The sequence below is a fragment of the Paraburkholderia sp. J69-1 genome, from assembly GCF_905220255.1.
Taxonomy (GTDB): domain Bacteria; phylum Pseudomonadota; class Gammaproteobacteria; order Burkholderiales; family Burkholderiaceae; genus Paraburkholderia.
Genome location: NZ_CAJMZG010000045.1, coordinates 1 through 22,622, shown reverse-complemented (window position 1 = coordinate 22,622; position 22,622 = coordinate 1). Strand labels below are relative to the sequence as shown.

Annotated in this window: 20 protein-coding genes and 1 pseudogene; 13 read left to right on the top strand and 8 right to left on the bottom strand. The window is 63.5% G+C overall.

Annotated features, from left to right (window positions below; all coding sequences use genetic code 11):
• Nucleotides 1-262 precede the first annotated feature (262 nt).
• The gene (locus U5A67_RS39900; protein WP_321959821.1) at nt 263-1,018 is read left to right on the top strand and encodes a FadR/GntR family transcriptional regulator; all 756 of its coding nucleotides are present in this window, start codon (nt 263-265) and stop codon (nt 1,016-1,018) included.
• A gap of 106 nt (nt 1,019-1,124) precedes the next feature.
• Here the strand turns inward: U5A67_RS39900 and U5A67_RS39895 are convergent, their stop codons facing one another.
• Nucleotides 1,125-2,354, bottom strand: a complete 1,230-nt coding sequence (locus U5A67_RS39895; RefSeq protein WP_321818715.1) for a porin — start codon at nt 2,352-2,354, stop codon at nt 1,125-1,127.
• Between the two features lie 367 nt (nt 2,355-2,721).
• On the opposite strand from U5A67_RS39895, the gene U5A67_RS39890 reads away from it, so the two are divergent.
• The 3 genes from U5A67_RS39890 to U5A67_RS40850 are packed head-to-tail and all read left to right on the top strand — an operon-like array spanning nt 2,722 to nt 4,123.
• Nucleotides 2,722-2,886, top strand: a complete 165-nt coding sequence (locus U5A67_RS39890) for a hypothetical protein (protein ID WP_321818716.1) — start codon at nt 2,722-2,724, stop codon at nt 2,884-2,886.
• Between the two features lie 18 nt (nt 2,887-2,904).
• Nucleotides 2,905-3,504 carry an MFS transporter gene (locus U5A67_RS39885; protein WP_321959823.1) on the top strand — a complete coding sequence of 200 codons (600 nt, stop codon included), beginning with the start codon at nt 2,905-2,907 and terminating at the stop codon, nt 3,502-3,504.
• A gap of 43 nt (nt 3,505-3,547) precedes the next feature.
• Nucleotides 3,548-4,123 carry an MFS transporter gene (locus U5A67_RS40850; protein ID WP_415768368.1) on the top strand — a complete coding sequence of 192 codons (576 nt, stop codon included), beginning with the start codon at nt 3,548-3,550 and terminating at the stop codon, nt 4,121-4,123.
• Between the two features lie 71 nt (nt 4,124-4,194).
• Here the strand turns inward: U5A67_RS40850 and U5A67_RS39880 are convergent, their stop codons facing one another.
• Entirely contained in the window at nt 4,195-5,088 is an 894-nt protein-coding gene (locus U5A67_RS39880; RefSeq protein WP_321818717.1) for a FadR/GntR family transcriptional regulator, read from the bottom strand.
• A 208-nt stretch (nt 5,089-5,296) separates the two neighbouring features.
• Here U5A67_RS39880 and U5A67_RS39875 point away from each other — a divergent pair, with 208 nt between their 5' ends.
• The 3 genes from U5A67_RS39875 (at nt 5,297) to U5A67_RS39865 (ending at nt 7,515) form a co-directional block, all read left to right on the top strand.
• Nucleotides 5,297-5,998 carry a nitroreductase gene (locus tag U5A67_RS39875; RefSeq protein WP_321818718.1) on the top strand — a complete coding sequence of 234 codons (702 nt, stop codon included), beginning with the start codon at nt 5,297-5,299 and terminating at the stop codon, nt 5,996-5,998.
• 52 nt (nt 5,999-6,050) lie between these two features.
• Nucleotides 6,051-7,151, top strand: a complete 1,101-nt coding sequence (locus U5A67_RS39870) for a CaiB/BaiF CoA-transferase family protein (RefSeq protein WP_321818719.1) — start codon at nt 6,051-6,053, stop codon at nt 7,149-7,151.
• Between the two features lie 73 nt (nt 7,152-7,224).
• Complete coding sequence (locus U5A67_RS39865; protein WP_321818720.1) at nt 7,225-7,515, top strand: DUF1330 domain-containing protein; 291 nt, start codon at nt 7,225-7,227, stop codon at nt 7,513-7,515.
• 16 nt (nt 7,516-7,531) lie between these two features.
• Here U5A67_RS39865 and U5A67_RS39860 read toward each other — a convergent pair whose 3' ends face one another.
• Genes U5A67_RS39860 through U5A67_RS39850 form a run of 3 tightly spaced genes read right to left on the bottom strand, consistent with a single transcriptional unit; the run spans nt 7,532 to nt 10,574 of the window.
• The gene (locus U5A67_RS39860; RefSeq protein ID WP_321818721.1) at nt 7,532-8,920 is read right to left on the bottom strand and encodes an MmgE/PrpD family protein; all 1,389 of its coding nucleotides are present in this window, start codon (nt 8,918-8,920) and stop codon (nt 7,532-7,534) included.
• Between the two features lie 35 nt (nt 8,921-8,955).
• Nucleotides 8,956-9,381: a Zn-ribbon domain-containing OB-fold protein gene (locus tag U5A67_RS39855; RefSeq protein WP_321818722.1), complete on the bottom strand. Its 426-nt coding sequence runs from the start codon at nt 9,379-9,381 to the stop codon at nt 8,956-8,958.
• Nucleotides 9,381-10,574: a thiolase family protein gene (locus tag U5A67_RS39850; RefSeq protein ID WP_321818723.1), complete on the bottom strand. Its 1,194-nt coding sequence runs from the start codon at nt 10,572-10,574 to the stop codon at nt 9,381-9,383. Before U5A67_RS39850 ends, U5A67_RS39855 begins: the two co-directional genes overlap by 1 nt.
• 210 nt (nt 10,575-10,784) lie before the next feature.
• Between U5A67_RS39850 and U5A67_RS39845 the strand changes: the two genes are divergently transcribed.
• From U5A67_RS39845 to U5A67_RS40845, 6 genes and pseudogenes are all read left to right on the top strand, one after another.
• Nucleotides 10,785-12,953, top strand: a complete 2,169-nt coding sequence (locus tag U5A67_RS39845) for an acetate--CoA ligase family protein (RefSeq protein WP_321818724.1) — start codon at nt 10,785-10,787, stop codon at nt 12,951-12,953.
• A 6-nt stretch (nt 12,954-12,959) separates the two neighbouring features.
• Complete coding sequence (locus U5A67_RS39840) at nt 12,960-13,457, top strand: MaoC/PaaZ C-terminal domain-containing protein (RefSeq protein ID WP_321818725.1); 498 nt, start codon at nt 12,960-12,962, stop codon at nt 13,455-13,457.
• A gap of 11 nt (nt 13,458-13,468) precedes the next feature.
• Nucleotides 13,469-14,623 carry an acyl-CoA dehydrogenase family protein gene (locus U5A67_RS39835; protein WP_321818726.1) on the top strand — a complete coding sequence of 385 codons (1,155 nt, stop codon included), beginning with the start codon at nt 13,469-13,471 and terminating at the stop codon, nt 14,621-14,623.
• 23 nt (nt 14,624-14,646) lie between these two features.
• Nucleotides 14,647-16,392: an FAD-dependent oxidoreductase gene (locus tag U5A67_RS39830; RefSeq protein WP_321818727.1), complete on the top strand. Its 1,746-nt coding sequence runs from the start codon at nt 14,647-14,649 to the stop codon at nt 16,390-16,392.
• 169 nt (nt 16,393-16,561) lie between these two features.
• The gene (locus U5A67_RS39825) at nt 16,562-17,950 is read left to right on the top strand and encodes an MFS transporter (RefSeq protein WP_321818728.1); all 1,389 of its coding nucleotides are present in this window, start codon (nt 16,562-16,564) and stop codon (nt 17,948-17,950) included.
• Between the two features lie 115 nt (nt 17,951-18,065).
• Nucleotides 18,066-19,295 (top strand): annotated as a pseudogene (locus U5A67_RS40845) (porin).
• A 149-nt stretch (nt 19,296-19,444) separates the two neighbouring features.
• On the opposite strand, the gene U5A67_RS39810 reads toward U5A67_RS40845, so the two are convergent.
• The 3 genes from U5A67_RS39810 to U5A67_RS39800 form a co-directional block, all read right to left on the bottom strand.
• Complete coding sequence (locus U5A67_RS39810) at nt 19,445-20,200, bottom strand: FadR/GntR family transcriptional regulator (RefSeq protein WP_321818729.1); 756 nt, start codon at nt 20,198-20,200, stop codon at nt 19,445-19,447.
• A gap of 84 nt (nt 20,201-20,284) precedes the next feature.
• On the bottom strand, nt 20,285-21,568 hold the full coding sequence (locus tag U5A67_RS39805) for a CoA transferase (protein ID WP_321818730.1): 1,284 nt from the start codon (nt 21,566-21,568) through the stop codon (nt 20,285-20,287).
• 63 nt (nt 21,569-21,631) lie between these two features.
• Nucleotides 21,632-22,622: PDR/VanB family oxidoreductase (locus U5A67_RS39800; protein ID WP_321818731.1), on the bottom strand; the 991-nt coding region annotated here is incomplete at its 5' end.

Below are 22,622 nucleotides of genomic sequence, written 5' to 3'. Positions count from 1 at the left end.
CCACTCCAATTCGCCTTCGCGCGGACAACGTCGCTTCCTGCGCGATTCGGCCGCCTGGCGCGCCGCATCTGCCCGCATTTGAGTCCGGCTCGAAGCGCGCGCCGGCGGACGCAGGAACGGTAGGCCGTGAGCCCTGGCGCCCGTTATGGATCGGCCGCCGGCTGGCCCCCTCGTGCCTTTCGAAGTGAAAGGCCAGGGGGCGGCATGACGTGGACAGTCTGTATAATCTGGGGGTCTCGGCTTTGCGAATTTCTTCAAAGATATGGAACTGACGTCTCCCGTTTCCCGCGAATCGACATCACGCTCGGAACTCGTCGGGAAGATGCTGGCTTTTTTCAAGGAGCGCGGCTATGAGAGCGGCGAGCGTTTGCCGTCCGAGCGTGCGCTCGCCGAGCGTTTCGGCGTTGGGCGCAACGCGCTGCGCGAGGCGCTCTCCACCCTCAGCGCGCTTCGGGTAATCGAGTCGCGGCCGAATTCGGGCATTTATCTTCGCCGCATGTCCACGGACAGCAGCTTCGAGACGATCGTGCTGCTTACCGAAATGGGCTCCGAGCCGTCGATGAAGGAAGTGAAGGAGACTCTCGAAGTCCGTTGGGCGCTCGAAATGCGCGGCGTGCAACTGGCATGTGAGCGCCGCACGGAAGCCGATCTCGACAGTCTCGCATCGGTCATCGATGCGACTCAGGCAGTGCTCTCGAACAAGGGCAATATATCCGTTCAGGACACCGCGTTCCACATGGCGCTCGCGCGTTGCACACATAACGAAGTGCTCGTGCGGCTGCTCAATTCGTTTTACCGTATTTCCGAGAGCCGGCGTTTTGCACTGTTCGCCGATCCCAAACGCGGTGCGATTTCGGCCGCGCAGCACGAGAGCCTTTACGAGGCGATCAAGAAGCGCGACGTGAAGAAGGCGACCACGTTGATGGAGACGCACTTTGCTCGCGCCGTCGAATCGTGGAGCGAGATTCTTGGCGATGAATCGACCGCGGAGTCCATGTCGGCGCGCAAAACGAAATAAAGCGATGGTGCCACGAGAGCAGCAAAAGCAGCGCAGATCGAGTATCAACGCATAAGGGCTGGATTCTCTGGAAGGAGAATCCAGCCCTTTGTCTTGCGCGTGCGAATCAGAACGTGTGCAGGATGCCAAGGCGCACGAGCGCCTGATGGTCGGTGGCCGAGGGCGTCAATTGCGTGATCGATGCGACAGCGGACTGCCCGAGCGAATCGGTTCCGCTCGCTTTCTGGTAGATCACGATCGCATACAGCTCGGTGCGCTTGGAGAGGGAATACGCGGTCGAAAGCGTGCCCTGGTGATAGTTCGCGCTGCCGAACTCGCCCGTGCTCGCCTTGTGCGTATAGCTATAGGCCGCATTGACGCTGAACGCTGGCGTGAATGCGTAGCTCGCGTTGATTTCGCCATTGTTGATGACGCCGGTGCCCGCATAGTGAAGTGGATTCGGACCCGCACTGGTATTGCCAAGTCCGCCATAGCCGGCATGCGACCAGGTTGCGCCGACGCTCGCTGCGCCGAAATGGTATTTCGCACCTGCGATCACGAGTTGGAGCGTCGTCGCGGACGCGAATCCCGCAAAAACCGGATTGGACTGCGCGGCGGTGGCGGAACCGAACGAGCCGAAATTGTTCGTGCTGCTGTTCCCCGAATTGCCGTTCGTGCCGAAGTAGGAAAGATTCGGATCGCGTGCGTTCAGATAGCCCGCGCCGGCGGAGAGCGGCCCATTCGCGTACGTCGTGGCGAGTGCCCACACCTGATTGCGGCCGGGCGCACCTGCCACGCCGCCCAGCGAATACATGGCGGCTACACTCACGCCCGAAAGCGAGGTGCTTTTGAACTTGATGGCGTTGTTCAGGCGCACCGAGTGTCCCAGATCGTCGAAATCGTCGGGATTTGAGCCCATGTGACCGGGAATCTCGCCCGCTTCCGAGAATGGGGCCAGCATGTCGCTGACCACGCTGTACTGGCGCCCGAGCGTGACCTGCCCGGACGCATTGGCGAGACCGACGAAAGCCTGGCGGCCAAACAGGAGGCCGCCTTGCGCGAGGCCGCCCGAATTGATGTTGAAGCCATTCTCCAATGTGAAGATCGCGCGCAGTCCGCCGCCCAGGTCTTCGCTGCCGCGCAGTCCCCACCGGCTACCGCCGGTGCCGGTCGCACCATCGGACATGGCGACCTGCTGCTTGCCGGTGAGCGCGCCGCCCGCGCGGCCCGTCTGAGCATTGCTTACATAGTTGAGCCCCTGGTCGATCAGGCCATATAGCGTCACCGAACTTTGTGCGTGTGCGGCCGGAGCGGCCGTGCCGGCGAGAGCGACCGCCAGCAGCATGGGTTTCTTCATTGCGTCTCCAAGTCTCCAGATCGATTCTTCTGCGCCCCGCAGGCGCATGATGGTGGTCCAATTTGGAGCCATCAAATTGGACCTATATAAGTGGTGGGGCCAATCGTAACGATCCGTGACTAATGGTGTCAATCCTAGGAAAAGTCCCTAAAGAGCCCATGCGCGAGGCGTGTTGCGGGGTTCCCGCGCTTCGTTTCGCGTGTTGAATACCCGCACCGGTTTTTCAATATCTGAAGCGCAAGGCCGGCGCCTAGAATTGCTGCCATTGCGTTCTGGCTGAACCAGCGCGCAAACGCGATCTCGAGCGTGGGCGGTAACGCGTATCGCCGCGCTGGCGTCGAATAAATCCAAACCGTGAGGGGACAACATGGTGGAGACGAAGTCAGTTGCTGGCGTAATTGATGCACGACCCATAGGCAGGTTCCAGATCGTGATTACCGCAGTTGGCGCGCTGGCATTGTTTTGCGAAGGCTTCGATCTGCAGATCATTTCCTACCTCATGCGAAATATCGTGGAGGCATGGAAGATCTAACTTGCGAAGCAGGGGGCGATACTGTCGGCGGGCTGTAGCGGCGTGTTGATCGGATCTCTCCTGCTCGCGCCGCTCGCTTCGAGAGTCGGTGCGAAGCGCCTCGCGATGTGGTGCCTGTTCGCAATGGGAGCACTCAATCTCACGACATTGTTCGCACCGGACGCGCAGACGCTGGTTGTTTGCCGCATTGCGGTTGGCCTAACGCTGGGCGGCGTCGTGCCTCCAACGCTGGCGCTGGTCCCGGAGCTCTTTCCGGCGCGGCGTCGCTCCGCGCTCGTCGCGATGCTTTATCTCGGCACGACCAGCGGCATCATGATGGTCGGTGTTGCGGGATGGGCGACGTTGTCACGCTACGGTTGGCGTGGCGAAATGGCGATTGGCGGCGTCATGCCGATCATCGTTGCGCTTGCCGTGTGGCGCGTCTGGTGCGAATCGCCAGTTTGGCTGCTGGCTCGCGGCCCCGAGGGCGCTTCGCGCGTGAAGGGCATTCTGGCGCGACTGCACCCGCACGCGCCTGCCAGCGATGGGCTCGTGGCGGAAGCGCCTTGCACAACACGGGCGGCCGGCGTCGCGCAGCTCTTCGTTGGGCGGCGCCTCGTTGGCACACTCGCGCTCTAGGCTGCGTGGAGTCTCAACGCGGTCGTCTATTTTTTGCGCTTAGCTGGTTGCCGCTCATTCTCGTCAAGATCGGGGCGACCCGCAAAACGCGATCCTCGCATCCACGCTGGGCAATCTTGGCGGCATTGCGGCGATTGCCACGGGATTCCTCATGGGACCGGTTCGGCAGCGCGCGCATCGTCGAGCTCTACTTCATGACGGGCGCGGCGTTCGTTCTGCTCGTGGGGGGGGCGTGCTCTCGCCAACGGTCGTCGTCATTGCGCCCGCTGCGTTCTGCCTTGGTTATTGCGCGAGTGGGCTGCAAAAGGGCGTGTCGGCCTTGGCGGTCGAGTTCTATCCACCCGCGCTGCGATCGACGGGCTTGGGGTGGGGGCTGGGTGTCGGCCGCCGCGGCGCGATTCTCGGGCCGATGGTGCCTGGCTTGCTGCTACAGGCAGGCTGGAGGCCCGCGCCAGTTTTCTACTTGATGGCGGTGTCGCTGCTCCTCGGTGGCACGGCTATCGCGTTCATGCAGGCGTGGTACCAACAGCGTTCGTTGCCGGCGCGGGAGGGCGCCGGGACGTTGTTTGCTGCGCACAACAATCGCCCCAATCCGGCTAACCGCGCGCCAACGCGATAGCACCAAGCGCAGGCGTTGGCATGGCCGGTATCAGGGCATTGGGTGCCTCAGATCCAGCCTGCAGCGCCAGTTCACTTGCGCACGATGGCGGAGCGCGACTGCTTGATCAGATACGTGCTGATGTCCTCGAGCGCACGGCGCATGGTCAGTGCCGCGCCATCGGCGTCGCGCGCGCGCATTTGCTCGATGAGCTTGTGCCGCGTATCGACCACGGAGCTAAATGGCTGCGGCCCGGCCAGCACGATGAAATGTCTGAGTACGTCGCTGAGGCCTTCGACGAGCGCGCCAATGATGTCGTTGCGCGTGCAATCGGCGAGGATCTTGTTGAACTCGATCGCCGTGAAAGTACGATCGACGAGGCGGCCAGCCTCAGTGAGCTCGACGGTTTTTTCCAGGTTCGCTTCCATCGCGCGGAAATCCGCTGCCGTAGCGCGCTCGCATGCGAGCCGCACCACGACGTCCATCACCATGAGACGCGCTTCCATCAGCATGGGAAGCGTGGCGCGCCCCAGTTCGAGCATGTCGCGGATCTGCTGGGTGACGAGTTTGGCGCTGCCCTCGCTCACGAACGCGCCGCCATGCCGGCCTTTTTTCATCGTGATGAGCCCCGCCGATTCGAGTGTGCGCATGCCCTCGCGCACGGCCATCCGGCTCACGGCGAACTGTTCGGCAAGCTCGCGCTCGCTGGGCAGGCGCGAGCCGGGGGGGAGCGCGCCGGAGGCAATTTGCTGGCGGATCTGCGCGTTGATTTCTTCGGAGATACGGCGCGTCGAGATCGGTGTAAACGCTTCGGACGGCGTCGCGGCCTCCTCGCCGGCCGTGCTGCTCGTGCTGGCGGGCATTGCGCGTTTCGCAGCCGGGCGCTTGGTCACCGTTCGCTTCGCGAGCGGGGTGTCTGAGCTTGTGTCGTGTTTGTCGTTGCTCGCGCCTGCAGCGGCACGGCGCGTGGTTCGTGGCGTTTTCATCCGGTGTGTCGGGCTCGATCGAAGCTGAAATAGTAGCGCATCCGGCGCGCGCTTTTCCCTGTGGACCGTCCATTCTACCGAGTGCAACACGTCGCCAGACGAATGCTTGTAATGGACCGTCCATTGGCGTATTGTATGGCGGAATCAGACATTCGGAACAGCGGGGTCCATGGGCCGCGCCGTTTTGGGAGACAACAGGAGACAACCGATGGAGCACCTCGCAGCCGGCGACGATATCGCCCAGCACGCCGCTGTACTCGACCAGCTTTTGCGCAGCCGCCATAGCTGCCGCGCGTTCAGCGAGAAGGCGGTGCCGCGTTCCGTGATCGAGAGCGTCCTTGCCAGCGCGCAGCGCACACCTTCGTGGTGCAACACGCAGCCTTGGCAGCTCGTTGTTATGAGTGGCGCGGCCACTCACGCATTTCGCGCCGCCTTGCTGGAGCACGTCGCCAGCGCGCAGGCGGCGCCCGACATACCTTTTCCCGAAGCCTATCGAGGTGTCTATCAGGAGCGTCGGCGCGCGTGTGGGCTGCAACTGTACGACGCCGTGGGTGTGACGCGCGGCGACCGCGAGGCGTCGGGCCGCCAGGCGCGCGAGAACTTCCGGCTCTACGGCGCGCCGCACGTCGCCATCGTCACGACGGAGGCCGAACTTGGCCAATACGGCGCTGTGGATTGCGGCGCGTACGTGAGCACCTTCATGCTCGCAGCGCAGGCGCATGGCGTGGCATGCATCGCACAGGCAGCACTGGCCGCTCACGCGTCCTTCATTCGCGCATGGCTGGGCATTCCCGACGAGCGCCGCGTAGTCTGCGCCATCTCGTTCGGCTACGCGGACGCCACGCATCCGGCCAATCAGTTCCGCACCGAGCGGGCGGCGCTCGTAGACGCCGTCGACTGGCGCGAATGATTCGCCTCGGCCGGGCGCTTTTCGAGAATATGCAGAGAAAGGAGTGAGGCAGATGAAATCAGGTCCGTTGAGTGGACTGAAAGTGGTGGAGTTCGGCGCAATCGGCCCGGTGCCGTTTTGCGCAACGATGCTGGCGGATATGGGCGCGGACGTCGTGCAGATTGCGCGGCCCGATGCGCGGCTCGATCCCGACGACGTGATGATGCGCGGGCGGCGGGCATTCGCGCTCGATCTGAAGCAACCCGAAGGGCGCGACGCGGCGCTCGATCTCGTCGAGCGCGCCGACATCCTTCTCGAAGGCAACCGCCCGGGCGTGATGGAGCAACTCGGCCTCGGCCCCGACGCGTGCCTTGCGCGCAATCCGCGGCTCGTGTACGGAAGGATGACCGGCTGGGGGCAAACGGGTCCGCTTGCCGCACGCGCCGGGCACGATATCAACTACATCTCGCTGACCGGCGCGCTTGCCGCAATCGGGCAGGCCGGCGGCGCGCCCGTTCCACCGTTGAACCTCGTGGGCGACTATGGAGGCGGCGCGATGTTTCTTGCGTTTGGCGTGCTGTGCGGCCATCTGGAATCGCGCACGAGCGGCAAGGGTCAGGTGGTCGACGCCGCGATGGTCGACGGATCGGCCATGCTGATGGCGCTCTTTTGCCGGATGACTGCGCAGCGCCGCTGGGTGCCCGAGCGCGGCTCGAACATGCTCGATGGCGGCGCGCCATGGTACACGACCTATGCGACCGCCGACAACCGATACGTTGCCGTGGGCGCACTCGAGGAGCCGTTCTGGAACGTGTTGCTCGAACGGCTCGACATCGCGCCGCAAAGCTTGCCACCGCGTGGCGAGCGCAGCGGGTGGGGCGTGATTCGCGAGGCGCTCGCAGCACGCTTCGCGCGGAAGACCCGCGATCAATGGGCCGCGCTGTTCGACGACACGGACGCCTGCGTGAGCCCGGTGCTGGATCTCGACGAAGCGGCCGGTCACGCACATATCGCGAGCCGCGGCACCTTCATCGAACTGAACGGGACAACGCAGCCCGCGCCCGCACCCCGCTTCGGCCGCACGCCCGGCGAGGCACGGTCCGCGGCCTGCGGCCCCGGCATGGCGGCACAAGTGTTCGCGTCATGGGGTGTGCCGCCGCGCGCGGTACAGTAAGCATGGAATACGGTGCGCGCATGCGTTGCGCGCGCATCCGTTACGGCAGCTGCCGTATTAAGGGGATGGGTTGATGGCCAAGGGATATATTGTCGCGCGCATCGACGTTGCCGATGAAGACGCGTATGCGCGCTACGCACGCATGGCAACGGAGGTGATCGCGCAATACGGCGGCCGCGTGCTGGTGCGAGGCGGAGTCTGCAAGGTGCTGGAAGGCGAAGGCAGCACCCGCAATGTTGTGATCGAATTCGCGTCGCGCGAGCTTGCCGAGCGCTATTACAACTCGCCGCAATATGCCGCGGCGCGCGCGGTGCGCAGCGGCGCGGCGGTTGCGGACTTCGTCGCAGTGGAGGGCGCCGACTGACGTGGTGCGTGCGATTTCAGGCGGGCACGAGTTGGTCGAATATCCAGTCGGTGCCCGCCTGTGCTTCAAGATCGAGGAAGCGTGCAGCATAGGCGGCGCTCGCTTGCGCGTCGAGATGCCCAGACGCGAGACGCTGAAACTTCCCGATCACCTCGTCGTCGGAGAGCGGATTGCGAGGCGTGCCGCGCGGCGCGTCGAGGCGCGCTTCAACCGGGGCGGCGCCGGTGCGCGTGACCGTCATCACGCACTGGTGGTAGTGCGTGAGCGACGCATCCTCGACGATTTCGATGTTCGGCAGCAGGGCGCGAATCTCGGGGCGGCGCAGATGGGTTTCAAACTCGACGCTATGCTCGGGCAGAATGACGTCCGCGCCCGCGGCAGCAAGGGCCAAGCACCAGCCAACATGAAAGCGCGCGTCGTTCGCCGTCACCGGCGGCTCGCGCTTTGAAACTGCGGGCAATACGTAGGACGGCATGGCAACGCGAATGCGCGACTGCGTGAGTGCATGCGCGCCAAAGCGTGTGCGTAGCGAGGCCGCCAGGTCGACGGTGGCATGCGTGTAGCCGCAGCATGCGTGCAGCTTGCGGCGTGGCTCGGCCAGAAACCAGCGCTGCGGATCGACGATTACGCCTGCGTCGGGGGCGCGTGCGAGCGTCGCCATCAGTCCGAGTGGGCTTTCGAGCAGTCGTTCGGGGCCGGTCAGGCGGTGGCGCGCATAGGCGGCGCCACGCAACCCTGCCGCCGCGGGCCACGCACCGAACATCATCGGTTTCACGCTGCCGCCGCTGCCAAAGATGGTTTCGGCGGGACACCATGTCGTGAGTGCGCCCGCAATGGCGAGCGCCTCACGCGTCGTGTTCTGTGACATGGCCTGCAACGACGCGGCCACGGCCGCTGTGCCGAACGCGCCAACGAGTCCCGGCGTGACCATGCCGACCTCGGTATAGGGCTTGAGCGTTCCATAGACGGCCGTGTACACGCGCGACGTCACCTCGATGCCGGCGATCGTCGCGGCGAGCAATTGCGCGCCAGTTGCGCCGCACGCGCCGGCCAGCGCCCGCGCGGCCGCGACATTGCCGATGCTCGCATGGCCGCCGATCAGATCGTTCAGCTCGAATATGTCGCCCCAGTAGCCATGCACACGCGCCGCGGCTTCGGCTGGCAGCTTTTCTCGCGAGCCAAGCACGCGAGCGGGCGGGCCGCCTCCGCCAATCTCGCGCTCGGCTGCGAGCACGGCGGCTCCCTCTTCCGTGTTCGCACCGGCCAGCATACAGCCGATCGTGTCGAGCAGGCAGAGCGTCGCCTGGCGGCGCACATCGAGGGGCGTAGCGGATAGCGTCAAGTCATGCGTGAACTGCGCGAGCGCGTCGAGCAGCACAGGCGCACGAGTCTGGGGATGTATCATGATATGGAATCCTGATGAAATAGTTGGCTTGCGCTTCAGTTTCCAGACGCAACGGCGCGTGCGGCGAACAGCGGCCCGTCGGCGTGATCGAGCACGACCATTTCTACGGGGCTGTCCAGCGCAAACGGCCCGTCGCGCCAAAGCGCCACCGCAATGCGCGGCCCTTCCTCCAGATCGACAATGCCCACGCGGTACGGCGCCAACTCGCGAAACGCTGCCGGGGCGGCGTGCACGGTGGTGGCCGAATACAGCGTGCCGCGCCCGGACAGCTCGGTCCAGCGTACGTCGCGAGACCAGCAGTGCGGGCAGAACGGCTTGGGCGGGAACGTGTGCGCGCTGCACACTTCGCAGCGCGTGGTGCGCAACTGGCCGTCGCGCAACGCGTCCCAGAACGGGCGCGTAAACGCCGTGACACGCGGCGCGTATGCGCGCGGTTTATCGATGACGATGGTGTCGAGCATCAGTGAACGGCCTCCAGAATATGAACGAGCGCGGCGTTGTAGTTACCCAGCTCGGCGCTGGTCAGTGCGAACCTGGCGTTCGCTACCTGACGCTCGCCGGCTCGCTCGCGCAGCTGCTCCGCCGCTTCAACGAAGCTATAGAGCGGCGTGACATAGGCGGGGTGCCCGCGAGACTGCAGTCCTCCCGATGTGCAGATCGGCAGTCGGCCACCCAGACGCGTTTCGCCTTCGGCGGCCGCGTGTGCGCCCCCGCCGCGCGGTGCAAGTCCGAGCGCCTCGCTCACCAGGACTTCGACGATCGTGCAGGGCGCGTAAAGCTCCGCGAAGTCGATGTCGGCTGGCGCGAGACCCGCCGCATCGAACGCGGTGCGGCCAGCTGCCTGGGCGGCGACGAAGCCCGTCATGTCGTTGGGTATTTCGCTGATCTGATGCGCGCCTTCGTGAAAGAAACCGCGTGAGCGCACGCGCACGTACGGCAGACCGGTGGCGCGCGCCACGTCCTCTTCCGCGAGTACGAGGCACACCGCGCCGTCGCTGCGCGGCGGTACTTCGTAAAGCCCGAGCGGCTCGACGATCATGGGTTGAGCGAGCACGTCGTCGAGCGTGATCGGCTTGCGAAACTGCGCAAGCGGATTGAGCGCCGCGTGCGCGCGATTCTTCACGGCGACACTCGCGATGGTTTCGCGCGATGCACCGTGTTCGTGCATGTAGCGCGCCGCGTCCATCGCATACCACGCAATCGGCGTGATGCCGAATGGCCCCTGAAAGTCCACGTCGCCCACGGCGCGCATCGAACTCATCATGTGTTCGGCGGCGCCCGTGGCCGTTTCGAAATTGACGCCGAGCGCAAGTGCTACTTTCGAGCGGCCGAGCAGGATGTCGTTTGCCGCCTGCTCGAACGCGAGCCCGCCCGTCATGCCATTGCCGAGCACTTCCGAAACGCTCCCCACGCAAGGCAGGCGCAAATGATGCGCCATGAATGTCGCGAAGTACTTCTGGAGCGTATAGGGGCGGCACTGCGCGAGCGCGAGCGTGCCGATGTCCGTTTTTTCGACGCCGGCGTCGGCCACGGCGTCGAGCACGAGCTGCGCGAGCACCTCGTGCTCCAGCGTTTGTTGCTCCGCGTCGGAAGGCGTTTGCCATTTGCCGACCGGCAATGCGGCTGTCCCGATGATCGTCACTGTCTTGCCCATGCGGCGAAGTCTCCTGTTGCGCGATATGCGGTTGCGCGGCGTGAATGCCGCAGCGCGGGTGTTAACGTAATTTTGAACTAATGGACCGTCCATTAGGGTTATTTCCTGGGGACAGGAAAACGTGCGCGAGCTTTAATTCAGTCAATGGACGGTCCAATAGAAAGCGATGTGCGGGACTGCTGACTGACATGCAACAAGGAGAGAGGAGCGATGTACAAGGAAAGAGCTGTCTACCGGGGCGCCGATCTGAAACGGCTGATCGATCCGCGCACGATCGCCGTGGTCGGCGCGTCGGAGACGCCGGGATCGTTCGGGCAGCGCACGCTCGAGAATCTGGCGGGTTTTGGCGGCCGCGTGTTTGGCGTGAATCCGAAGTATCGCGAGACGCTGGGCCACGCGTGCTTCCCGCGGCTCTCCGAACTGCCGCAGGCGCCCGACTGCGTCGTGATGTGCGTGGCGCACACGCTCGTCGAGCCGACGCTCGAAGAGGCGATTGCCGTCGGCGCTGGCGGCGCGATTGTCTACGCGTCGGGCTTTGCCGAAACGGGCCGGCTGGAGCGCGTGGCCGCCCAGAAGCGGCTCGTCGAGATCGCGCGGGCAGGCGGCATTCGCATTGCGGGGCCGAACTGCGTGGGCATTGCGAACGTGCGCTCGGGCGCGGCGATGAATTTCATGAATGGCTGCGGCGAGATGATCGCGGGCCGCGAGGGCAACGTGGCGATCGTTTCGCAGAGCGGTGCGCTCGGCTATACCGTGCTGCAGGCAATGTCGCGCGGTGTCGGCATCAGCCACTATCTCGCGGCGGGCAATTCCGCCGATGTCGATGTCGCGGACTATATCGCCGCGCTGGCTGACGAAGCGCATGTGAAGGCGATCATCTGCCTGTTCGAAGGCGTGAAGAGCGGTGCGCGCTTTCTCGAAGCGGCGCGCCTCGCGAATGCGGCGGGCAAGGCGCTCATCGTCTATAAGGCGGGCAATACGGCTGCGAGTGCGAAGGCGGCGCTTTCGCACACGGGCACGCTGGTCGGTTCGCTCGCCGCCTATCGTGCGGCGCTCGACGACGCCGGCGCGATCCAGCTCGACGACCTCGAGGCCGTGCTCGAGTACGCCAACTTCTTCGCACGCAACGATGCACCGCGCAACGGCGGCCGGGTCGGCATCATGGCCACGTCGGGCGGCGCGGGCGTCATCAACGCCGACAAGGCCGAGCAAAAAGGCCTGGAATTGCCGTCGCTTTCGCAAGCCACGCGAGCCGCACTCGAAGACGTCGTGCCCGATTTCGGCGCCATCGCCAATCCCGCCGATCTCACCGCCGAGGTGCTCAAGACCTCGTCGACGTTTGCACACTGCCTGAATGCGTTCGCGAGCGACCCGGCATTTAGCGCCGTAGTCGTGCCGCTCGTGTTTGCGCACGACGCCGCCACCGGCGCGCGCGCGCCCGTCATCAGCGAAGTCGCGGCGCGGCGCCAGAGCGCACTGGCCGCCGTGTGGATGAACGAGTGGCTGGAAGGTCCGGGCAGCGATGTGCTCGACGCTGATCCCAACGTCACATTGTTTCGCTCCGCCGACCGCTGCTTCGGCGCTATCCGGGCTTGGTGCGACTGGCATGAGCGCCGCGCCATGCGTGAGGACGCCGCGAAAGCCGGCGCAACGCGCCGCGCGCCAGCGGCGGCAAATGCCGAAGCGCGCGAGATTCTCGCCGCTGTAGGCCGGGGCGGTGCCGTTGTCGGCGAGCGGGACGCGAAGCGCGTGCTTGCCGCCTACGGCATTCGCGTGCCGCGCGAAGCACTCGCTCCGGACGCACACGCCGCCGCGCTCGCCGCGCAGACGATGCGCTTCCCGCTTGCCGTAAAGATCGCTTCGCCCGATATCGCGCACAAGACCGAGATTGGCGGCATTCGCCTGAATCTTGCCGACGCAGCTGCGGTTCGCGACGCTGCTCGGGAGGTGCTGGCCTCGGCGGCGCGCCATTGCCCGCAGGCCCGCATCGAAGGCGTGAGCGTGCAGGAGATGGCGCCGCCTGGCGCCGAGCTGGTGCTCGGCATCCAGCAAGACGCACAGTTCGGACCCCTGATCTTGGTCGGTCTGGGCGGGGTGCTCGTCGAACTGCTCGGCGACGTTGCCACCGCGCTCGCACCCGTCACGCCTCAAAAGGCCGCGGTGATGCTGGCTTCGCTCAAGAGCTACCGCTTACTCACGGGGTACCGGGGGCAGCTTGCGCTCGACGTGGAAAGCGCGATCGACGCGATCTGCCGCTTCTCCGAGCTTGCCGCCGATCTCGGCGACCTGCTCGCGGAGTCCGACGTGAATCCGCTCATCGTGGGGCGCGACGGCGCTGTGGCGGCCGATGCGCTGTTCGTTCTTTCGTCAAAGGAGTGATCTGGCATGACTGGCAAGTGTATTGAGGACTTCGAGGAAGGCGCGGTCGATCTGAGCCCGGCCCGCACCATTACCGAAACGGACGTCGTGACGTTCTCGTGGGTCTCCGGCGACGTGAACCCCATGCATACCGACGCCGAATACAGCGCGAAATCGGCGCTTCGCCAACGCATCGCGCATGGCGCGCTCGGCCTTTCGGTGGCCACGGGCTTGAGCGCGCAACTCGGGCACCTGATCGGCACCGCCATCGCCGCGCTGGGCGTGGACGATTGGCGCTTCCTCGCGCCGATCTTCCTTGGCGACACCGTCCATTTGCGTACGACGGTTGCGTCGGCCCGCGTGACGTCGAAGCCCGATCGCGGCGTGCTCAAGCGCCGCATGGAACTGATCAACCAGCGTGGCGAAATCGTGCAGACCGGCGTGATGACGACGATGGTCCTCACGCGCGCGGGCCGGAAGGCAATGCGCGCGAAACAAGCAGAACAAGCGAAACAACAAAACTGACTGGAGCAGATATGAGCCTGATGAACACGTTCGGCCTGACCGAAGAACAAACCATGATGCGCGAGAGCCTGCTCACGCTGCTCGAACGCCACTTGCCGTGGGACCGCGTGCGCAAGATGGACGAAACGAAGGAATATCCGTACGAAGCGCACGCGGCGCTGGCCGAAGCGGGTTTTCTCGGTCTGTTCTATCCCGAAGCGCTGGGTGGCAGCGGCGGCAGCTACAAGGATGTGGCGGTGCTGCTCGAAACGCTCGGCTACTACTACACGGGCATTGCGCAGGGCATCACGACGACTGCCGTTTATGCCGGTATGCACGTTGCCAAGTTCGGCTCCGACGAACTGAAGCAGCAGATCATTCCACAGATCATCTCGGGCGAGGCAAAGCTGGCGCTCGCCATGTCGGAGCCCGGCACGGGCTCCGACGTCGCTGGCATTCGCACGACCGCGGTGCGCGACGGCGATTCGTACGTGCTCAACGGCAACAAGGTGTGGATCACCTGTGCTCACGTGGCGGACTATATCGTCGTGATTGCCAAGACGAATCGCGACGCCCCGCGCCACGAAGGCATCAGCACGATCCTCGTCGATGCAAAAGCGCCCGGCGTCACGATCCGCCCACTCAACATGCTCGGACGGCGTACGACGCACGCCAACGAGGTGTTCTTCGACAACGTGCGCGTGCCTGTTTCGAACCTGTTTGGCGGGGAAGGGCGCGCGTGGAAGAACATCATGAGGTGCCTGGGCCTGGAGCGCATGGCGCTTGCCGCGATTTCGTCGGGACACTGCTTCCGCATTACCGAATACGCGCGCGACTACGCGATGCAGCGCATTCAGTTCGAGCAGCCGATTTCGAGCTTCCAGGTCATCCAGCACAAGCTCGTGAACATGCAGATCATGGCGGAGACCGCGCGCCAGTCGGTGTATCGCGTTGCCGAACTGCTCGACGGCGGCGATCCGGCCATCAATGAAACCTCGATTGCGAAGATCGTCTGCACGGAAAACAACTTCCGCTGCGCCGACGAAGGCTTGCAGATTCTCGGCGGCGCGGGATATTCGATGGAATACGACATGCAGATGTTCTTCCGCGATTCACGCGTTGGCCCCATTGGCGGCGGCAGCAACGAAATTCAGCGCAACGTGCTTGCGAAGCGCATGGGTTTGTAAGGCCGCAGTCAAGGAACCAGACGATGAGTGAAACTTTCCTCACACCGCAGCGCGTATGCGACGTGCTGGTGATCGGATCCGGCGCGGGCGGTTTGTCGACCGCGATCACGGCGCGCAAGGCAGGGCTCGACGTGATCGTGATCGAGAAAGCGCCGTGGTTCGGCGGCACGACTGCGTATTCGGGAGGCGTGCTGTGGATTCCCGGAAACCGTCATGCGGCCGCGAACGGCGTGACGGATTCGACCGAAGCGGCACGGCGGTATTTGCGCAATGAAGCGGGCGCGTGCTTTGACGAGGCGGCGGTGGACGCGTTTTTGCGTGTCGGCCCGGAAATGCTCGACTTCTTCGAGCGTGAAACCGAGGCGAAATTCCTGCCCACGCTGTATCCGGATTATCACCCGGACGTCGCGGGCGGTGTGGATATCGGCCGCTCCGTGGTGGTGGCGCCTTACGACGCGCGGCGTCTGGGTGCCGACCTCGCGCGACTTCGCTCGCCGCTCAAGACGATCACGTTCATCGGCATGATGTTCAATTCGTCAAATGCGGACCTGAAGCACTTCTTCAACGCCACGCGTTCGCTGAAATCGGCTTGGTATGTGGCGAAGCGGCTCGCGAGTCACCTGAAGGATCTCGCGCTTTATCGGCGCGGTGTGCAGATCACGAGCGGCAACGCGCTCGCGGCGCGGCTCGCGAAGTCGGCGTTCGATCTCGGCATTCCTATTCTCACGGAAACGGCGGCCAAAGAACTGACGATTGAGGGCCGGCGTGTAACGGGCGTGCGGGCGCAGAGCGGCGGGAGCATGGTGCAGTTCGAAGCGCGGCGTGCGGTCGTGCTCGCATGTGGGGGCTTTTCTCACGATCTCGCGCGCGTGCGCCGCGCGTTTGCGCACGTTGCGCGTGGCGGCGAACACGTCTCGCCCGTACCCACGGGCAACACGGGCGACGGCGCGCGCATGGCCGAGCAGGCCGGCGCGCGCGTGGATATCCACTATCCGCAGCCAGCCGCCTGGATGCCGGTCTCACGTGTGCCGATGCGCGACGGCAGCACGGGCGTGTTTCCCCACCTCGTCGATCGCTACAAGCCTGGCATGATCGGAGTGACCCGCGACGGGCGGCGCTTCACGAACGAATCGAACTCGTATCACGACGTTGGCGTGGCTATGGTCGAGGCGTGCCGCGGACAGGCGCAAACCGCCATGTGGCTGATCTGCGGCCAACGCACCATACGCAAGTACGGCCTGGGATTCGCGAAACCCGCGCCAGTCCCGCTCTGGCCACTGTTGCGCAACGGCTATCTGGTCAAGGGGCGCACGCTCGCAGAACTCGCCGCGCGGGCTGGCATTGACGCGCGTGCGCTAGAGGATACGGTGCGCAACTACGACCTTCACGCCGCGCGTGGTGAAGACCCGGCTTTCGGGCGCGGCGCGACGTCGTTCAACCGCTACCTGGGCGACGCGGAGCACCGGCCCAACCCATGCGTTGCGCCGGTCGGCAACGGGCCCTACTACGCGCTCAAGCTGGAGATGGGAGATCTCGGCACCTTCGACGGGATCGCCACCAACGTCGAGGGGCAGGTGCTAGCAGACGGCTCGGCCGTGGACGGTCTCTACGCAGTGGGCAACGATCGCGCCAGCGTGATGGGCGGGAACTATCCCGGCGCGGGCATCACGCTCGGGCCCATCATGACCTTCGGCTATATCACGGGCCGGCACATTGCAGGGCTGGCAAGCGGGCGAGCGCCGCAGGAAGCGCTGCGCGCGGTCTCGTAGCGCCGGCGCGGCGGGTAATCGGACAAAGTCGCAGCAGTCACACACGAAAAGTCAGATTAGTACCACTCGAAAGGAGACAGACGGAAATGAATGCGATCGACCATGACATATCCCGCCGCGATAAACAGCGCGTCGCGTCCGCATTGAAACCCACCGCCGGAGGCGCGAAATGAACGCGGGGCGCATCGGCGCACGGACGATCGACGTGCAGACGTTTATCGACGAGCAGCGCTTTTCATTTTTCCATTGTGTGTTGTTCGTGTTGTGCTTCCTGATCGTGGGCTTCGACGGCTTCGATACGGGGGCGATGGGTTTCATCGCTCCCACGCTTGTGGACGACTGGAGGGTGTCGCGCGAATCGCTCGGCCCCGTGCTGAGCGCGACGCTGGTCGGTGTGGGTGTGGGCGCGCTGCTCGTGAGTCCGCTGGCTGATCGCGTCGGCCGTAAGGCCGTGCTCGTGTGTTCGGTGTTTTTCTTCGGGATGCTCAGTTGTGCTAGCACGCTGGCAAACTCGATGGAAACCCTCACGGCATTGCGCTTCTTCACGGGCCTTGGCCTTGGTGCGGCAGTCCCGAACACGGTTACGCTGATGTCGGAATACGTGCCCGCACGTATTCGCGGATTCGTGGTCAACGCCATGTTCATGGGCTTCGCGGCGGGAATCGCGGCGGGCGGGATGCTTTCCGCGTGGATCATACCGATATTCGGCTGGCGCAGCGTTCTGCTGGTCGGCGGCGTGTTGCCGTTGCTGCTCGGCTGCGTGCTGTTGTTCGCCTTGCCCGAGTCCGTCAAGTTCATGGTCTCCACGGGGCGCCCGCGCGAGCTCGTCGCACAAATCCTGCGCCGCCTCGCGCCGCGCGCGGAACTGGGCGACTGTGTGTTCATCTGCGAGGCTCGCAGCCCGGCACAGTTGAAGCGTCCATCGCCGGTGGCGCAGGTGCTGTCGAAAGACTATCTGCTCGGCACCACGATGTTGTGGCTCAGCTACTTCATGTGCCTAACGGTGTTCTATCTGCTCACCAACTGGCTGCCCACGCTCTTCAAGGCTTCCGGCTTCAGCTTGCGCGAATCGGCCGTGACGTCGTCGCTTTTTCACGTCGGCGGATGTGCCGGCATTCTGCTGGCCGGGTGGCTGATGGATCGATTCAGTGAAATACGCGTAGTCGCGTTCTTCTATGTGTTGACCGCACTCATCGTGTTCCTGATTGGATGTAACGTGGCACACGATGCTTCGCTCACTGCGCTGATCGTTGTTACCGGCACGGCGCTTTCGGGGGCGGCGGCTTCGATGGCGCCGCTCGCCGCGCAGTACTATCCCACCACCAGCCGCGTGACCGGAGTGGCGTGGATGCTCGCGGTGGGGCGAATCGGCGCCGTGGTCGGCGCATTCGGCGGCGCGATTCTCATGGGGCTGAGCTGGGCGTTCGCTTCGATATTCAGCCTGCTGGCGATCCCCGCCTTGATCGCGGCGCTTGCGCTCGTGGTGCTGGGGCGCCGGGCGCGAGTCATCGGGCGCGACGTGGATGCGGTCGCTCCCGCCGCCGTGTCGAGTCATTAGCACATCATTGGGCATGAATGGTTGCCGGCGGGAAGCCTCGCCGGCAAGGACGCAAGGATACGCATCGAGTTTTAGTAATCAGTACAACTACTATAAATATTAAATTGGAGACGTCATGAAGAAGGGCAGGTGGTTACTTCCGCTATCGTTTTTCTCGGCATCCGCAGCGCATGCGCAGAGTAGCGTGACGCTTTACGGCTTGATCGATGCCGGCATCAATTACGTGAACAGCGTGCAAACTGGCCGCAATCCCGACAGCTCGCTGGCCGGGAAATCGCTCGTGTCCATGAGCGACGGCGGTGCCCGGGGCATTACCGGCAGCCGCTGGGGCTTGCGTGGAACGGAGGATCTCGGGGGCGGTCTCTCAGCCAGATTCACACTCGAAAACGGCTTCAACATCAACAACGGCACGCTCTCGCAAGGTGGCGCCGAGTTCGGCCGGCAGGTCTTCGTCGGGTTGAGCAGCCCCTACGGCACGATCACGGCGGGCCGGCAATACGATACGCAGGCTGATTTTGTCGCGTCATATTCGCCGAGTCTGATCGTCGGCATTTCGGGTGCTCTGCCAGGGGACGTCGATGGCCTTGGCCATACACGCCGGACCAACAACGCGCTCAAGTTCGTTGGCCCGAACTGGCGCGGCTTCACGTTCGGCGCGATGTAGTCGCTCGGGGGCCGTGCGGGCAACTTCACGGGCAGCCAGATCTGGGCGCTTGGCGCGAGTTACGCGTTTAAAGGTTTTTCGGCCGGCGTGGGCTATTACAACGGCCGCGATCCCAATCTCGCCTCGTTCGGCAACAATCCGAATTCCGGTCCGGCGACGACGAACAACATGGGTTCGTTCGGTTCGGCTACCTCGTCGCAATCCAATCCGATTTATGCGGGTTATGCATCCGCTTCGACGTTCGAAATCTATTCAGCAGGCGCGAGCTACAAGATCAACGACGCAACGCTCGCGGTTTCGCTGAGCCACTCGGCGTTCGAAGGGCTCGGCAACACGGAAGCCGGACCGAACCCGCTCGGCTATCGTGGCACGGCCATCTTCAACAATGCGGCACTCACGGTCTCGTACTTCGCGACGCCCGCGCTGCAACTGGGCACCGCCTATACCTACACGCGTGGCGGCGGCGCAGGTGGCCGGGGCGGCGCGACCTGGCAGCAGGGTATCGTCGGCGTGCAGTACTTTTTGTCGAAGCGCACCGAGCTCTACCTCTTTGGCGTCTATCAGGCGGCGAGCGGTACCGATTCGCTCGGACAACGAGCAGTGGCAAACATCGAGTTGATGACGCCGTCTAGCACGGCTCACCAGTTCGTCGGGAGAGCAGGGCTGGTGCAGCGCTTCTAGGCGCGACAGCGATTCCGGGTTACGCCATCGCACGGAGGCACTGGATATTTGTTGAAACCTACGCAGCGCCTCGCCCACTTGCAAACGAAGCGCTGCGTCGCAGACCTTTCCTGACAGAAAACAGCACGTAACGCTGGCCGACGGCGTCTCTACTTCTGGATGGGGGACGCCTTGCCTTCAGTTGATGATTCGCCGCCAAGAATTGCGCTCCAGGATTCTACGGCGCTGCCAAAGTGCGCGCCCATCAGGAACGTCGCTTTTTCCACATCGCGCTTGACCACCGCCTCGTAGATGCGCGTATGCTGCGCTGCCGACATCGCGCCACGCTCAATATCGGCGAACAGCGCAAAGCGCCGACTTTCCGAAATCCGGTAGAACGAGTTGAGCAGACGCACAAGCACCTCGTTACGGGTGCTGCGCGCCAGCGCGATGTGAAAAGCGGTGTCCTGTGATGCGATGTTACCTTTGGTGGCCAGGATCGCATGCGTCGCGTCGATGATCGAGACGAGACCGTCGAGATCCGCTTCGGTGCGGCGCTCGCACGCGAGCTGCACGCTGCGTATTTCGAGCGCCCAGCGCACTTCAAGCGTCTCCTGCACGTCCTTCATCGATGGCTCAGAGCCCATTTCGCTTAGCAGAACGATCGTCTCGAAGCTGCTGTCGGTGGACATGCGACGAAGATAAATGCCCGAATTGGGCCGCGACTCGATCACGCGAACCGCGCTGAGCGTAGAGAGCGCTTCGCGCAGCGCATTGCGGCCCACACCGAAACGCTCCGCAAGCGCGCGCTCGGACGGTAGACGCTCACCGCTTTCGTAGCCACGTTCCTTGAAAAGCGCCAGCATTTTCCCGACGAGATCCGATCGCGAGGTTGGCCCGCGGGGGCTGGGCCGCGTGATATCCATATCGATGAAAAGAAGTACAGGCAGAAGTGATCGATGATTACCGATGGTTATCGATATTTGGATCGAGAAAATTGCGTGTTGACGCTATGCGTTGTCCCCGGCCTTGATGCTGCTGTAGATGACACCGCGATTGAGCAACGCGCCTGCGTCTGTTTCGGTATAGCCGAGCACGTCGGTGAGAATGCTCTGGCTATGCTCGCCGATTCGTGGGGCAGGAACCGGATCGACGATTGGCGTCTCACTGAAACGGAACGGCAAGTTGATATTGGGAACCCATCCGAGATCGGGATGGGGAAGCCGGCTCACGATTTTGCGCTCAGTTGCCTCAGGCGAGCGAAGTGCCTCGCCAACGGTGCGAATCTCGCCGCAAGGGATCGACGCTGCGCGCATACGCTGCTGCCAGTACGACCACGGTTGTTTCGCAAAGGCTTCTTCAAGAATCGGAAACAGTTCGGCTCGTCTCTTGATCCGGATGTCGCGATCCCCGAACGCGTCGTCGGCCGTCAATTCAGGCATTTCCAGGACGTCCTTCGCGAGACGATGGAAAATCTTGTTGTTACCGCAGTTGATATAGAACGAGCCATCGGACGCATGAAACGCACCAGAGGGGCAGGTGTCGGGGCTGGTGTTGCCGTGTCGTTGCGGTTCGTCCCCGGTAAACAAGTGCTGCATGCTCGCGTAGCCTGTCATGAGCAACGCATTGTCAAACAGGCAAACTTCGATCTTCTGGCCTTTGCCGGTGCGCTCGCGTGCCACGAGCGCACTGAGCATCGCATTGCACGCCATCATTGCGGTGCTGATGTCCATTACCGGCGACAACGCGCGCACACCGAGACGATCGGCATAGCCGTTCATTGAAACGAAGCCACTTTCCGCCTGTGCGACCGGGTCGAAACCTAGGCGATCGGCAAACGCGCCCTCGCGGCCATAAGCGGACACGGAACAGAAGATGACATTCGGATTCGACTCGCGACACGTTTCGTAGTCGAGGCCAAGACGTTCCATCACGCCGGTAGAGAAGTTTTCGACAACGATATCGGCAGTCGCAATCAGCTCGCAGGCAATGCGCTGTCCCTCTTCGGATTTCAGGTCGATGGCAATGCTTCGCTTGTTCCGGTTCGACCACAGATAAGGCGCGCCGATCGTCGAATCCTGTGGATGCGCCGGCGGATAGTAGCGATATTCGTCGCCGCGCACGGGGGCTTCAATCTTGATGACGTCGGCGCCCATATCGCCGAGCATCATGGTTGCAAAAGGCCCAGCGATGAAGTGCGTGAAGTCCACCACGCGCAGGCCGTCGAGCGCTTTAGGCGCATTGGCCGGACGCGGCTCGTGTTCGGGAAATTCGTTGACGAGTGTTGAGAGCATCGTGTCTCCTTGTGAAGGGCGCGCCGATGGCGCCGCCTCATAAACGGTTGTTTGATTTTGTGCTCAGAGATCGAGAACCAGCGTCGACGACCGTGACCCCGAGCAGCACACCATAATCGCGCGCTTGCCGGCCTTTTCGTCGGCACTTAGGAAGTCGTCTCGATGATCGGGTTCGCCGTCGATCACGCCGACGCGGCAGGTTCCACACACGCCCGACGAGCACGCGTACTGCACATCGACGCCGTGATCAAGCAAGGTATCGAGCAGTGATTTGCCTGGCGATACGGTGATACGACGCCCATCGCGATTCAATACCACTTCGTAGCCGCCACCCGTCGCCGCGTCACTGGCCGCTGCAAAGCGTTCGAAATGCACCTGTTCCTTCGGACGATCCGCGCAAGCGTCGATGAACGCGTCCACCATGCCGCGAGGGCCGCAGCAGTACAGATGTGCGCCAGTCGGCGCGTTCTCGACGAGCTCGCGCACGTTCAGAAGCTGATCTTCGTTCTGAAAGTACATCGTGACACGCGAGTTCGCGTCTGGCATGTTCGCGAGCTCATCTGCATAGGACGCACGCTCACATGAGCGTGCGGCGTAGTGCATGGACCACTTCGCACCGGTGTGATTCAGGCGATGAACCATTGCCATGGCCGGTGTAATGCCGATGCCGCCGCAAATAAAGATCGATTCGGCCGCGCTCTCGTTCAGAGGAAAATCATTCTTCGGCGCGCTTATTTTGAAGCGATCGCCAACTCGAGGAATGTCATGCATCCACTTCGAGCCGCCACGGCCGTTGCTCTCGCGCTGAACGGCGACAACATAGCGATGCCGTTCGTGCGGAGCGTTGGCGAGCGAATAGCTGCGTACCCGATTCTCGGGGAGATAAAGATCGATGTGGGCACCGGCCTCGAATTCGGGAAGACTCGACGCGCCAATCGGCCGAAACTCATAGGAAGCAACGTCTTCTGCCTCTAAGCGGATTTGCGTGAGCTGAACGTCAATGCGCTCGGTGGTGTGCTGTGACATGATGAACCGTGCCTGAAGAAGGTGAGAA